The 14,749-nt window shown below is 29.9% G+C and carries 11 protein-coding genes; 6 read left to right on the top strand and 5 right to left on the bottom strand.

Translation table 11 applies throughout. The features are described 5' to 3' along the window. Nucleotides 1–402: 402 nt before the first annotated feature. The 3 genes from oadA to Q9968_RS07065 all read right to left on the bottom strand — a co-directional run bounded on the left by oadA (nt 403) and on the right by Q9968_RS07065 (nt 4,544). On the bottom strand, nt 403–2,112 hold the full coding sequence (gene oadA / locus Q9968_RS07055) for a sodium-extruding oxaloacetate decarboxylase subunit alpha (RefSeq protein ID WP_305514850.1): 1,710 nt from the start codon (nt 2,110–2,112) through the stop codon (nt 403–405). Between the two features lie 203 nt (nt 2,113–2,315). After that, nucleotides 2,316–3,410: an inositol-3-phosphate synthase gene (locus Q9968_RS07060; RefSeq protein WP_305514856.1), complete on the bottom strand. Its 1,095-nt coding sequence runs from the start codon at nt 3,408–3,410 to the stop codon at nt 2,316–2,318. A gap of 117 nt (nt 3,411–3,527) precedes the next feature. After that, nucleotides 3,528–4,544 (bottom strand): phosphorylcholine transferase LicD, encoded by a 1,017-nt coding sequence (locus Q9968_RS07065; RefSeq protein ID WP_305514858.1) that lies wholly within the window; start codon nt 4,542–4,544, stop codon nt 3,528–3,530. A 339-nt stretch (nt 4,545–4,883) separates the two neighbouring features. Between Q9968_RS07065 and Q9968_RS07070 the strand changes: the two genes are divergently transcribed. From Q9968_RS07070 to Q9968_RS07095, 6 genes are all read left to right on the top strand, one after another. Beyond that, on the top strand, nt 4,884–6,032 hold the full coding sequence (locus tag Q9968_RS07070) for a glycosyltransferase (RefSeq protein WP_305514860.1): 1,149 nt from the start codon (nt 4,884–4,886) through the stop codon (nt 6,030–6,032). Between the two features lie 110 nt (nt 6,033–6,142). Then, complete coding sequence (locus Q9968_RS07075; RefSeq protein WP_305514862.1) at nt 6,143–6,985, top strand: UbiA family prenyltransferase; 843 nt, start codon at nt 6,143–6,145, stop codon at nt 6,983–6,985. A gap of 49 nt (nt 6,986–7,034) precedes the next feature. Continuing rightward, nucleotides 7,035–8,606 carry a glycosyltransferase family 39 protein gene (locus tag Q9968_RS07080; RefSeq protein ID WP_305514864.1) on the top strand — a complete coding sequence of 524 codons (1,572 nt, stop codon included), beginning with the start codon at nt 7,035–7,037 and terminating at the stop codon, nt 8,604–8,606. A gap of 1 nt (nt 8,607) precedes the next feature. Next, the gene (locus Q9968_RS07085; protein ID WP_305514866.1) at nt 8,608–9,774 is read left to right on the top strand and encodes a glycosyltransferase; all 1,167 of its coding nucleotides are present in this window, start codon (nt 8,608–8,610) and stop codon (nt 9,772–9,774) included. A 68-nt stretch (nt 9,775–9,842) separates the two neighbouring features. Further along, nucleotides 9,843–11,372, top strand: a complete 1,530-nt coding sequence (locus Q9968_RS07090; protein WP_305514868.1) for an NERD domain-containing protein — start codon at nt 9,843–9,845, stop codon at nt 11,370–11,372. Nucleotides 11,373–11,393: 21 nt separating this feature from the next. After that, nucleotides 11,394–11,885 (top strand): DapH/DapD/GlmU-related protein, encoded by a 492-nt coding sequence (locus Q9968_RS07095; protein ID WP_305514870.1) that lies wholly within the window; start codon nt 11,394–11,396, stop codon nt 11,883–11,885. A gap of 10 nt (nt 11,886–11,895) precedes the next feature. Here the strand turns inward: Q9968_RS07095 and Q9968_RS07100 are convergent, their stop codons facing one another. Together Q9968_RS07100 and Q9968_RS07105 are read right to left on the bottom strand one after the other, a co-directional pair. Further along, on the bottom strand, nt 11,896–13,332 hold the full coding sequence (locus Q9968_RS07100; protein ID WP_305514872.1) for an oligosaccharide flippase family protein: 1,437 nt from the start codon (nt 13,330–13,332) through the stop codon (nt 11,896–11,898). After that, nucleotides 13,325–14,743: a sialyltransferase gene (locus Q9968_RS07105; protein ID WP_305514874.1), complete on the bottom strand. Its 1,419-nt coding sequence runs from the start codon at nt 14,741–14,743 to the stop codon at nt 13,325–13,327. Before Q9968_RS07105 ends, Q9968_RS07100 begins: the two co-directional genes overlap by 8 nt. Nucleotides 14,744–14,749 lie beyond the last annotated feature (6 nt).

The raw sequence follows: 14,749 nt of genomic DNA on the forward strand, positions 1-14,749 counted from the left end.
TCCATCAATCTGGTGATTTTTCTCGATTTGGATGTGAAAATATTGCTGATAATCTAATTAGGCTAGAAAAGAGGTAAAACTTATTTTAAAAATATAATATAATTAAAAATTAAAAAATAAATTTCTTAAATTAACTGGGTTGATTAATTCATAAGGATTATATAATGAAACTTTTTCATTAACTTTTATTATTGTTTTCTCAAATATTTTTTCACAATTTTTATAAGTAAATTTTTCAATAATTTTAGTCACTGTTTTAGTACTAATTTTAATACCCATTCCATAAAATAGTAAAATAATTGATAAAAAATTATCAAAAAGGAGAAAATGAGAAATATTCCAAATCAAATAATTGCTACCAACACTCACTACTCTCAAAAAAAAGAAATATATAACGGCAATCTATTTGATTACCATCAAAGTATCCCCAATACTTACTGCATCACCAGTTTCTACGAATATTTCTTCAACAACACCATTTACTTCAGATTGTATGTCATTTTCCATCTTCATAGCTTCGATTACAGCAATAGTGGATCCTTGTGAAACTTTATCCCCAACATTAACATTGAGTTTGATTACCATACCCTGCATTGGTGAAGTAACTGCCCCTTCAACCGGTTTAAAGTTTCCAGATTGAGTTTCTTCAATTTCCATAAACCCAGTAGGCATGATTTTAACTTCAAACATATCTCCATCAACTTCAACATTATATTGAGTTGGTATGCCAATTCCATCATCATTGATTGTATGAGCTAGTTTAAGTTCTTCTTCTTCAGCTTCACCTTTAAGGAATTTAGGTGCAATTGATGGGTATAATGCATAAGTTAAAGCATCTTCATCAGATTTTACAAATCCTTTTTCTTTACCTTCAGATTTGAATTTATCAAATTCAGGTTCAAGTAAATCTGCCGGCCTGCAGGTAATTATTTCTTCATCACCAATAATTCTTTTTGATATTGCGTTATTTACTGGTGCTGGTGGTTTACCATACATTCCTTTCATGTATTCTTTAACTTCATTAGATACTGTTTTGTATCTTTCTCCACCTAAAACGTTCATTACTGATTGGATACCTACAATTTGACTTGTTGGAGTTACAAGTGGAGGATAACCCATATCTTTTCTAACTCTTGGCATTTCATCCAATACATCAGTGTATCGATCAAGAGCATTTTGTTCTTTTAATTGTGAAATAAGATTTGAAAGCATTCCGCCTGGAATTTGATATAATAATACATCAGTATCAATACTTTCAGAAATAGGATCGAGTATTCCTAAGTATTTTTCTTTGATTTTCAAGAAGTATTTTTTAATATTATTCAATAATTTCAAATCCAATTCAGAATCAAATTCCGTTCCTTGTAGTGATGCAACAATACTTTCTGTTGGAGGTTGTGATGTTCCCCAAGCAAGAGGTGAAATTGCAGTGTCCAATATGTCCACTCCAGCCTGACATGCAGCGTAATAACTAATTGGAGTCATTCCACTAGTACAATGACAGTGCAAATCTACAAGCAAATCAGTTTCTTCTTTAAGTTTTGATACTAAATCATAAGCAGCAGTAGGAGTTATTAAACCTGCCATATCTTTAATTGCTACTGAATCACAATCAAGAGATTTTAAATCTTTTGCTAAATTAACAAAATCATCTAATGTATGTGCTGGACTTAAAGTATAACTTATTGTTCCCTGAACATGTGCACCTTGATCTTTAGCAACTTTAATTGATTTTTCCATATTTCTAATATCATTTAAAGCATCGAAAATCCTAAATATATCGACGCCGTTTTCATAGGATTTTTCAACAAATTTTGTTACTACATCATCAGGATAATGTTTATAACCAACTAAATTCTGTCCTCTCAAAAGCATTTGAATTGGAGTATTTTTAAATTCAGATTTTAATTGTCTTAATCTTTCCCAAGGGTCTTCGTTTAAGTATCTAATACAAGTATCAAAGGTTGCTCCACCCCACGCTTCAACAGAGAAATATCCTACCTTATCCATCTCTTCAGCAATAGGAATCATGTCTCTTGTTCTCATCCTAGTTGCTAGTAAAGATTGGTGAGCATCACGAAGAGCTGTTTCTGTAAATCTTACTTTAGCCATTAATTACACCTCTCTAAATTTTTATCATAAAGTAATCTTAAATTATCCAACTATAATATATGTCCTTATTAGTTTATATAAATTATGTTATTATACCTAAATAATCATTAAAAATAAGTTAAAACAAAAAATAAAATGAATCATTAATAGATATTAAACAATATCTATTTAAAATTAAAAAATATAGGAAATAAATTGAAAAATTATCTTTCTAATTCCCCAGAAATGAATTTTTCGACATTTTCATATGCTTCATCATCAGTGTATTGAATTGGAGGATGCTTCATAGTATATGAGGAGATTGAAGTTAATTGACCACCGACTCCTCTTTCTAAACCAATTTTACAACATCTTACAGCATCAATTACACATCCTGCAGAGTTTGGAGAGTCTTCAACACTTAATCTAAGTTCAATATTCATTGGAACATCACCAAATGTACGGCCTTCCATTCTAAGGAAACATAATTTATTATCATTTTGCCATGGGACATAGTCACTAGGACCAATGTGAATATCCCTGTCATCCATTCTTTCATCTAATACTGATTGAACAGCTTCAGTTTTAGATTCTTTTTTAGAATCCAATCTTTCACGATTAAGCATGTTTAAAAAGTCAGTGTTACCACCAGTATTAATTTGATAGGTTCTATCCAGTTTTACACCCCTATCCATGAATAAGCTAGCTAGTGTTCTGTGTGTGATAGTAGCACCGATTTGAGCTTTAATATCGTCACCAACAATAGGAATTCCTTTAGCTTTAAATTTAGCATCCCATTCGTCATCACTTACAATAAATACAGGCATACAATTTACATATGCGATTTCAGCATCAAGTGCACATTGTGCATAGTATCTTGCAGCTTCTTCAGAACCTACCGGCAAGTAGTTTACTAGAATTTCAGCACCACTTTCTTTTAAAACACTAACAACATCAACAGGCTCTTCTTCACTTACTACAAATGTGTATTCATCATCATAATTAGACATGTGTTCTGCAACACCATCTAAAACATGACCCATGCTTACTTTGACATCATATTTTGGAATATCTTTTTGGAAAACAGTTGTGCAGTTTGGTTTTTCAAATATTGCTTCGTCAATAGTTTTACCAACTTTTCTTGCATCAACATCGAATGCTGCAACAACTTCAATATCACTAGGAGTATATCCCCCAATATCCCAATGCATAAGTCCTATTGCATCTTTTGGGTCTTTACCATCATAATAATGTATTCCTTGGATTAAAGAACTTGCACAGTTTCCTAATCCAACAATTCCTATTTTAATTTTTTCCAATATAAACACCAGCTAATTAATTAATATAAAATTAATACTTTAAAATAATTTAAATACTAATATTATGTTACATTATATACTTTATAAAATTATTGTTTTATGGAGCTATTTTACAAATTATTCGAAATTTTCATTAATATTTTTTAAGAATTTAATTGCTTCATCAAAAGAATTATCCATTTCTTCTTTTGAATTAAATTGAGTTTCAATTAATTCCAATGTATCATGATTCTCAATAACTTCAGGAAAATCCATATAATGAGGGCCGAACATTGAAGTGAGATGATGATCAACATTTTTAGGACAATTAAACTCATGTCCTTCAAATTTTATGGAAGTTAATGGAAATGTTTTATCAGTATCGAAAATTCTTATTTTCCAATGGGGAACCCCTTCAATAGTATCCGAAAACTGCTTTGTTTTCAAATCTGTAAATCCAACTTCCTTACGAGCCAAATCAATTTGATCAACATATTTAGATTTATTCGATAACATTTCATGATAAAATTTATACTGGGCAGGTGCAAATTTAGTATAAATATCACCTAACTTGTCATCTTCAATAAAATCAAAAGGAAAGAGATCTATTTTAACAAATGGTTTTAACCAGGCGATTTGTAAAAAGTTATATTTTCCATCAATTATTTTATTGCCCTCTTTATCTTTAACATCATAAACACTATTAAAATCATTGAAATAATTTTTTCTATTTTCCAAAAGTAATGTTAACCCGCAAAATTCTTTTAAATCATGTTTATTGAGTTCTTTTGGGAGTGCTTCGATTAACTTATTATAATCCTTTCTAAGAACAACTAAATCAATATCGTCATCCCAGGGAATAAAACCCCCATGCCTTACAGCACCTAAAAGCGTACCGAAACCTAACCAATAATCAATTCCATATTTATTACAAACCTTATCTATGAAAATAAGCAATTCCACATACAATACCTGAAATTTACTATGAGTTCTTTTAAACTTATCATCCCTAGAAAATAATTCTGAAATGTAGTCTTGAGGTGACACTCCCGTGGAGCTATTAATCCTACCTACAATATCAAAACTCAATTTTAGAACTTTAGAATTGAATTTTATAAAATCGGGCAATTTAAGATAATAGTCTTCCAAACTCATAGTTACACCAAATATTAAGTAAAAATAGCTTCAGCATATGAAATTTATTGAATGATAAAATAAAACTTCAAACTATATTTTTAAATATATCAGATATATAAATTTATGGGCAAAATACTCTTTAAACTTATAATTAAAACAGATTACACCATATAATTAATTTTTTAAAGAAAAGAGCATGATAATAATAAGAACAAAAAAAATCCAATAGTTAAATATATAAATTATTTGCAAATAAAAAATTATAATATAAAAACAGTTATTATGTTTAAAGTGTATTTTAAGCTAAAAAATCATGTTATTAATACTTTTAAAGAAAATGACAACCTGAGAGAGAAGATGAAAAAAGTCATTTATGTTGCATTTAATTATAATCATGACACCGGAATTGCATCAAAAAGATTAAGAGGTGTTGCAAAATACCTGCCAACACTTGGCTGGCAACCTATTGTAATTGTACCTAGAACTTCAAATGAAACAGTGCAGATTGACAATGTTAGAGTTGTTGAAAGCGATTACCGAGACATGATTTCAAAATTTATGCCCATTTCCAATAAAAATAATGCCGGTAGAAAACGTGAAGTGAGTGGTAATGATCAGTCCAATAAATTCATGTCTAAAGCATTATCCCTTGCAGGAGAAATATTCGCATATCCAGACAGCATGAAATATTGGAAGAAACCTGCAACTGAAGTGGCATCTGAAATTATCGAAAATGAAAAAATAGATGCAATAATGTCAACCTCATCTCCCATGACCTCACATCTCATAGCTCATGATTTAAAAGAAAAATATGGCATTCCATGGGTAGCTGATTTAAGAGATTTATGGAATTTGAACCCCTATATTAATCACAACATTATTCGAAGGCAATTTGAAAAAAGATTAGAGATGAAAACATTTGAAAATGTTGATGTATTGACTACAACTACTGAATTAGCTAAACAGACATTGCAAAGAATCCATCCAAGCAAAAAGATTATTCCTGTCATTTCGGGTTTCGACCCAATAGATTTTGAAAGTGCAAAACAGACAGAACACAGCGAAAAATTAACTTTGATCTATGCCGGTTCCCTTTATAATGGAAAAAGAGACCCATCAATATTATTTGATGCGATAAATCAATTAATAAATGAAAACAGAATAGAAAAAGATAAAATTATTATTGATTTTTATGGAGATGAGACAAACCTTTTAGAACTTTCTCAAAAATACAATATTCAGGACAATGTTAATATTCATGGAAGAATAACTCAAAATGAAGTCCTGCAACACCAGATGAACTCGGATGTGTTATTGTTAATCTCCTGGATGAACGAATCGGAAAAAATGTTTATTCCAGGAAAAATCTATGATTGCATTGGATGTAAAAAGCCAGTTTTATCAATTGGATATGAAGAAGGATCCCTTAAAGAGTTAATTGAAAAAACAAATATTGGATATCATGTATCCGGCGTTAGTGAATGTAAAAAAGCTATTTATGATTAATATTCCAAATATTATAATAACGAATTAAAATATAGTGGAAATGAATTTGCAGAGGATTACTCTTTAAAAAATACTGCAAAGAACTTTTCAAAAATTCTTGAGGAAATTATATGAATCCATATGTTGAAATTTTGAGGCCGGGAAATGCAATTATGGGAGCAATTTCAATAGTTTTGATTGCGCTTATTGATAAAACTATCAGCATTCCCATAATACTTGCAATTATAACAGTATTTTTTGAAACCGCAGCGGGAAACGTTATCAATGATTGTTTTGATTATGATATTGATTTAATTAATAAACCTGAAAGACCTATTCCTTCAGGTAGAATTTCCTTAAGAAAAGGAAAAAATTATGCATATCTCTTATTTTTAGCAGGAACAATATGTGGATTTTCAATTAGTTATTTGACAAACAACTGGATTCCATTTATCATAGTTTTAATAGCTGATGTGATACTTTATTTATATGCTTATAAACTAAAAGCAACACCTTTAATTGGAAATTTAGCTGTAGGATTCATGACCGGGTTTGGATTTGTCTTCGGAGGATATACAATAAACAATCCAAGTATTGTGATGACTTCAATATTTTTAGGTTTCTTTGCTTTTGTAATGACAACTGCACGTGAAATTGTTAAAGATATTGAGGATATAGAAGGTGATAAAGCAGACGGAGCTAAGACATTACCAATATTAATCGGTGAAAAAGTTCCTGCACTTATTGCAGCTATTTTAATAATCATTGACTCTGCATTATGCCCCATACTTTATTTCCACCACATTTTCGGAATTTATTATTTAGTAGTTATTGCAGTTGCAGTTTTAATGTTTCTTTACTGTGCAATGTCCATTATTAAATCACAGAACAGAAATACTGCAGCTAAAGTAGCCAAATATCTAAAAATTGGAATGTTGATTGCGTTTGTTGCATTTATCTTTGGATCATTTTAAATTAAAAACCATCTAATATTTATATAAAAATATTAAAAAAATAAAAGCAATGATACAAGATTTGGATATAAAACAAAAAGATAAATATTATTTATTATTTATCACAATTTTCACTACTGTTTTAGTTGCATACTATATTAAATTTAATATTAATCTCGGCATTTATTGTTCTGATGTTTATGTTTATTTACTAAATTCAATTTATTATACCGGAAAAAATATACATTCTACAAGCAATATTTATTTATCTCCAGTAATTTGTTTTATAACATCGATTTTCTTTAGAATGGGCTTTGTTGATAGAACTGTAATTTATATCGTAACCGGAGCTTTTGCAATATTGGGAAATATCGGTTTTTACTTGTTGTTAAAGAGATATTTTAATGAAACAATGAGTTTGACCGGAACAATAATTTATTCCGCATCTACACTTTATCTAACATGGTTGGCAAACGGCACTTTAGACATTCCTGCAAATACAATGACTATTTGGATTGTGTTATTTTCAATTATTGCTATTAAAAATAACCCTAAATTTTACAAATATCTATTTACCCTATTTGTTTTAGGAGTTTTCACAAGATATTCTGTAATGATAGTGTTGCCTGCAATAATGTTATACTATGTTTATGAAAAAGGATTTAAAATTGAGTCGGAAGATAAGAAATATATAATAAAAGGCATTGAAATCGCAGCAATACTGGGCGTTATTGTTCTTGCAATACTTCTAATAATGGGCAGTGGCCAATTTGGTGCTGGATATCAAATATCTTCAGGCATTACTGGACAACAAGGATCTGAGCTCGATCCAGCATACAATGCAGATGAAAGCTATTATTTAATGAATTTGCCTAATTTCATATCTAATTCCCACACCATAATCAAAGGCAATCCTATTTTAGAAAATCCGACAGTATTATCATGGGCCATTTTTGCAATATTGCTAATCGGTGCCGGATTATGGTTGTATGACAATAAAAGAAAACTCAATAAGAAAGATAGCATTGTCATAACCCTCATAATCATAACAATCGCGACTTTTTCACATATTAGTTCATTTATTACAATACTTTTATCTCTACTTACATTGTTCTTAATGGGCAAGGATAATGAGAATAAAACAGGATATTTTATGGCAGGTTGGATTTTAACCAACTTTATTTTTTACAGTTATTATAGCATAAAAGTCAATAGGTATATCTTACCTGTCTTTCCACCATCAATCTACTTTATTTTAATGGGAATTACTCAAATCCATAATCATCTTAAAATCAACAAAAGCTTCATACCTATAATTTTAATCGTGTTATTCATTATACAGGCATTTGCTTTTACCTCAACATTTGATGTAAACGATGAATTTAGACATCCTGAAGAGATGTCTAAATATATTGTTGACAATGACCCCCATTATGACACAGTATCAATTGGAGCATACAATCTCCGCCCATATAGCTGGTGGTTAGGTGAAAATGTAGTTGGAATAGTCAACAGTAACCAAACGGCAATTGATGAAAGTAATGTTACATATTATATTTCAAATAAACAGCTAGACAATCTAAATAATTATGATGAAATAAAAAATATGGGTAACCTATATTTATACAAAAAAAGTGTTTAATATGAATATTTTACATGTTGTAACATATTTTGCTCCTTGCTTTTCAGCTGGAGGAGTTGTAAATGCGGCTTATGAAATAGCTAAAACACAAGTTGAAAATGGACATGACGTGTGTGTCTATACTACAGATAGCTGCCAAGAGCGAATTAAACTTGAAAATAATTATAATGAGGATATTGATGGAATAAAGGTTTTTTATTTTAGAAATATTTCAAATAGTGTTAAAACAAAACTTACCATTGACATGCCGATTTCTTTAATTAGATATCTTAAAAAAACAATAAATAATTTTGATATAATCCACCTACATGAACACAGACACTCTTTAGCTATAGCGACACACAGATATGCTAAAAAAAATAATATTCCTTATGTTTTACAAGCTCATGGGTCTGTTCTTCCATTTTTCCAAAAAGAAAAAATGAAAGAAATTTTCGATAAGGTGTGGGGATTTGACATATTGCACGATGCATCTAAAGTATTTGCATTAACAGAAGTTGAAAAAGAACAATATCTAAAAATGGGAATTAAACAAGAAGATATTGAAATTGTTCCCTTAGGCATAAATTTAGAGGACTATACTGACTTTCCAGAGAAAGGCAAATTTAAATCCCGATTAAATATTGATGAAAATGATAAATTAATATTATTTTTAGGAAGAATTCATGAAATTAAAGGTTTGGATTTGTTAATTAAAAGTTTTAACCAGATTTCAAATGACAATATCAAATTAGCAATAGTTGGTGGAGATTATGGTTTTAAAGGGGAAGTTGAGAAATTAATTAACGAATTTGACTTAAATGAAAAAGTTATATTTCCCGGAGTATTGACTGGCAGTAATAAAATTGAAGCACTAATTGATTGTGACATATTTGTCATGCCATCACGTTATGAATCATTTACAACCAGCGGTCTTGAAGCAATGGCATGTTCAAAGCCATTAATTTTAACAAAAAATAATCATATCCACACATGGGTTAAGGATTCTGTGGGGCTTGTATGTGAATTTGATACTGATGATTTGAGTAATTGTATTGAAAAATTACTGAATAACGAAAAATTATCTGAAGAATTTGAAAAAACTGGTAGAAAACTTATCGAGGAGAAATATAACTGGAATAAAGTTTCTAAGCAAATTGAAAGCATTTATGAAAATTGCATTATATAAATATTAGAAACATATATAATAAAAAAAATTAAAAAATATTACCATAAAGCAATTTTAAGAGGATAATAATGAAAGTTGTATGCTGTAAGAACTGTGGTGCAAAATACCAGCTCGATGATGATGACGATATATCCACATTTGAGTGTTCTTCATGTGCAGGTGACTTAGAATACTTAGAAAATTATTCTAATGGTGAAATTAGGCAAAACAAATCATTTACTAATACATTCAAATATGATAATTCCTATATTGTTCAATGTGAAGATTGCGGATTAAAATATAAAATTAAAAGTAGCGACAGCATACTTGATTATGAATGTGATAGTTGTGGTGGATTTTTAAGATATTTAGACGATGACATGAATAAAGAATTGGATAAATATATTGAAGAGAGAACAATAGAGCTTGAAAACATAAAGCAGGAATCTAATGTCAACGAACCAACATCTGAAGAAATAACAAATGAAGAACAAGACCACTCTTTAAAATCATTTACTGACAAACTTGGAGAATTCTTTTCAGAAGAAAGTATGCTCCAGATAGCTCATGATGAGAGAAATGAACAGGAAATTGAAGATGAACCATTTATTAAAACCGCAAGAACTACAATTCCTGATGCTGTTTTATCTAAATTCGGAAAAGAATTTGCTATTCCAAAAACAAATGATTATTATATTTTAAAGGATTTCCTTAAAACAGAATTCTTTAAGAGTATGGATAAATATTATCCCAATACTGGAAAAAAACAAAAGAGTTCTGGAAGTTTTCTCAATAGGATAAGTATTAAAGAACCTGAAAATGATGAAATAGTGCCTAATGAAACTTCACTTAATGATGAATTAAATTATGATGAAGTTAATATAGATATGAATCGGACAATATTAATCATTGGAGCATTTATTTTTATAGGCAGTATCATTGAAATATTAACTATTAACAGTGGTGTGGGAATCATAACATTATTTATTGGAGTAATTTTATTATGTTATGGAATTTATAAGACTAGGGACGTTCAACAAACCGAAGAAAGATCAAGAATCATACGGGAACATTTATTGACTCTTCCTAATGAATACTATGTCTTTTACAATGTTAAAATACCAACCGCTCCATCTGGTATAAATCATTTAGTTGTTGGTCCAACTGGAATTTATGCTTTATTATCCCAAAAATATAATCCTAAACTCAGATTAGAATCGGAAAATGAAAATTTAAATTTAATCGGTTCTAGTGAAAGTGATGAAAATAAACTTGAAGAAATTCCAAATTATGGAAGCGAAAGAAGGTTCAGGTATACAACTAAACAGGCTAAGTTTTCACAAGACAATAAAATAAAACAAAAAGCATTGTCCCTAGGGGAAGATTTAATTAACTTTTTAAGCGAAAATAATATAAAAAATTGCTTTGTTGAACCATTAGTTGGATTTATTAACCATGAGGTTGTTGTAATCAATATGCCTTTAACTGATGAAGATTTATTCATTGAAGAATTATTAAATCAAATAAAAAATAGCACTATTAAATTAGACCAAGAAACTATTGACAAATGTGCTGTTTTAGTTAATAAATATTCTGCAGACTGTTCTGCGGAAATTTAATTTCTTTTTTTTTTAGATATTATGATTTTTGATAAATTAAAGAAAAAATTTTATCAACATAGATGCCAGAGAGTTGCAAAAAGTTATGGTAGCGGCTTCAAGGTAAATGGGGAAAGTTACGTTACACCAAAAACCACTTTGAGAAATAATGTTAATTTTAATGGAATGAAAATTCAAGGAAACGGCAATGTCATTATCGGGGACAATTTCCATTCAGGCATTGAATGCATGATAATTACAAGCATCCACAATTATGATAATGGTGATGCGATACCCTATGACAATACAATTATCTCAAAAGACGTTATAATTGAAGATAATGTATGGCTAGGAAATCGTGTGACAATATTGCCCGGAGTAAGGATTTGTGAAGGTGCAATTATTCAGGCAGGAAGCGTCGTAGTTAAAGATGTTGAAAAATATGCAATAGCCGGAGGCCATCCTGCAAAAGTCTTTAAACATCGCGATATTGACCATTATGAAGAATTAAAACAAGAAGGGAAATTCCACTAATAAAATTCACTTACACCATACTTTGAATTAACTCTATTTCTTTTTTATTTATTCCCTTTAACAAGAACAACACTGCAAAGTAAATTACAACCGCCCCCAAAACAACGATTGCAATATTAATGATGCCCGTTGGATTTGCAATGCCAACAAACACACCCATCACAACTGATGCAATTATTATTTTAGCTATTGATTTATAATCAAATGGTAAGCGAGCATATCTTTTAGAATAAATTAAAGTAATTACAAATGCAAAGAAATAACAAATTAAAGTGGTTATACCTGCTCCATAAATTCCAATATATGGAACTGCAAATATATTCAATACAATATTTAAAATAGCTACAGTAATCCATATATGGCTTAATATCATTGTTTTTTTCTCTAAAATGATTATGTTATTCACGATACCGTATATACCCATAAACATTGCACCTAAAGCCACCATTGGAGTGACCAAATATCCGCTATCTGCAATAATGGTTGTAGTTAAAATATAAAGCACCGGTTTAGAAAGTAAACTTAAACCTACTGTAGCAGGAATAGTGATTAAAAGATAATATTTCAATGAATAAGTTAAAAATGTATCTACCTTATCCATATCCCCTTTTTCATAATATTCAGGCAATACCGCGGGGAGTAAAACTGCAAATGGAGTTAAAAACATCAGTATAATATTTCCTAGCGAATAACCCGGAGAATAACATCCTACAGCAGCAGATCCTAGAAAAACACCGATAACTATTTTATCACATGAATCAACAACCCATGAAGATACATTATTCGGAACAGTAGGAATGGCAAATTTCAATTCATCCTTCAGACTCTTAAGTTTAGTTGTAAAACCCAAATCCCTAACAATTAAAATAGCCATTGCTACAAATACCAAAAGAAAACCTGACAAACGCCCTAAAACAACCACATCTATTGGTTGATGCATCCATGTTAAAATAATGCTTAATATCACACCAATATAAGTCTGCAACACTAAGAAAGTTGAATAAAGAGTAATTTGCTGAAATGTTCTAAAATAGCTCAATAACATCAAATCTAAACATGCGAAAAATGCCATCACAATAACGATGTACATTATCTGCATGCTTCCATCAAATAAAGCTAAAGCTATTTGGTTTGAGAATATTGACAATGCTACAATCATGACTATTGTTGACGCTAAAACCAATAGCATCATTGAGTAAAATGATTGCTTGATAATTGTTTTGTCCTTTTCAGCAGCTAAAAATCTCACCATAGTATATGGAAGACCCAAATTAACAATATTTGGAACCAAAGATACAAACGTATTTACCTGAGACCAAACACCATAATCCGCAGTCGAAAAACTCTTAGTAATGATTGGAATGAATATTAATCCGCTGATAGATATTAATATATTTGCAATACCCACTATGCCAATTCTTTTGATGAATTTTACATATTCATCCATTGTCAACCACTCTCTTTAACAGGTCTTTATCGAAATTCTTAAAAAAGAAATTTTTATCATAAACAGCTGGTTTGAATTCATCTAAATTATCATTTAAATCATCAGCATCCCTAATTTTAAAAACATAACCCTTTTCAATTAAATCATTTAGATATTCAACTCCCGGAACATCCAAAATAAATGTTTTGCAATTAAACATCAAACCTTCATAGATAGCTGTTGAAAATGCTCCCACCTGATAATTAGATTCCGCCAATAACTTATACAAAGGAACTTCACTATTATCGATGACTTCAAAATTGTGAGAACTTGAAACTTCAGCTAATTCAGGATAGTTTTCTCTCCAAGTTGCATATTCTCCAGGATGCAATTTATAAATAATTTTTAAATCCTTTTGAGTTTTTGCAAATTCAACTGCGAGTTTTGATAAATATCTGCCTATTACCCCCTGAGATATGAACAATATTTGATTATCAATAGCTTCAATGCCAATGAAGTCTTTAGATTGGGATTCGAAATATGAAAATCCAATAGGAATGACATTTTCCTGGATAATCGGACAAGTATCCTCATTCAGCCAATAATCTCCAAAAGACAATATTTTATCTGGGAAATAGGGAATTTCGCCATTTAATCTAGTTTTTTCAGGATAAGAATATCCTAAATGATAATCAGTAATGGTTCCATGTTGAAGTTCAATGACTTCAATGCCCAGATGTTTAGCGGCGGCTACAATAGGATGATTTTCATAAGCTACAACAACAAACACCATTTTAGGATTTCTTTTTTTAAACAACTCAATATATTTTTTATAATCATATTGAAAATTTAAAATATGTGTTGTTAACATCCATGGAATATTAAGCTCAATGTTAAAAATTGATTCAAGTTCATTTTGAACTTTTAAAATAAGTTCCTTTTCACTTTGACTAAATTCTATCTTGTTAAGCTTTTTGTGAATATAAGAACCTAACTGAATCGCATCAGTATATGAGATATAATCCTGTTTTTGTGTGAAATGATGATTTAAATAAGGAGATTCCAAAACCTCAAATGAATAGTCATCACTTAAAAAGTCCACTAAAAAGTTACTGTAAATATCATAATACCCGTCATTAAAGATAACCTTACGGGGATGGTCAAAAATTAAAATGTCCTTATTGTATTTTCCAGTGAAAGGATTGTGAAGTAATGAATTTTTAAAAAAAGGTAAAAATGAATTTACCTTATCTAAAAGAGATAAAGATTTTTGTTGGGGTGCTCCAAACATTTGTGTTTTTCGTGTGATATCATAATAGAGATGCATTCTAATTAATTGCCAAGCAAAACAGCCTTGAATTTCCTGATAATTAAGATTATATTTCTCTTCAAGACTAAAAAATGCCTCACAGATATCGCGAACACTAACCATTTAAAC

The organism is Methanobrevibacter sp. V14 (genome assembly GCF_963082475.1).
In the GTDB taxonomy this organism is placed as follows: domain Archaea; phylum Methanobacteriota; class Methanobacteria; order Methanobacteriales; family Methanobacteriaceae; genus Methanocatella.

Bases quoted from the DNA above. Each gene is read 5' to 3' on its own strand.
- Q9968_RS07090 (WP_305514868.1), top strand. From the start codon at position 9,843: ATGAAAGTTGTATGCTGTAAGAACTGTGGTGCAAAATACCAGCTCGAT.
- Q9968_RS07080 (WP_305514864.1), top strand. From the start codon at position 7,035: ATGATACAAGATTTGGATATAAAACAAAAAGATAAATATTATTTATTA.
- Q9968_RS07100 (WP_305514872.1), bottom strand. From the start codon at position 13,332: ATGGATGAATATGTAAAATTCATCAAAAGAATTGGCATAGTGGGTATT.
- oadA (WP_305514850.1), bottom strand. From the start codon at position 2,112: ATGGCTAAAGTAAGATTTACAGAAACAGCTCTTCGTGATGCTCACCAA.
- Q9968_RS07085 (WP_305514866.1), top strand. From the start codon at position 8,608: ATGAATATTTTACATGTTGTAACATATTTTGCTCCTTGCTTTTCAGCT.
- Q9968_RS07065 (WP_305514858.1), bottom strand. From the start codon at position 4,544: ATGAGTTTGGAAGACTATTATCTTAAATTGCCCGATTTTATAAAATTC.
- Q9968_RS07070 (WP_305514860.1), top strand. From the start codon at position 4,884: ATGAAAAAAGTCATTTATGTTGCATTTAATTATAATCATGACACCGGA.
- Q9968_RS07095 (WP_305514870.1), top strand. From the start codon at position 11,394: ATGATTTTTGATAAATTAAAGAAAAAATTTTATCAACATAGATGCCAG.
- Q9968_RS07105 (WP_305514874.1), bottom strand. From the start codon at position 14,743: ATGGTTAGTGTTCGCGATATCTGTGAGGCATTTTTTAGTCTTGAAGAG.
- Q9968_RS07075 (WP_305514862.1), top strand. From the start codon at position 6,143: ATGAATCCATATGTTGAAATTTTGAGGCCGGGAAATGCAATTATGGGA.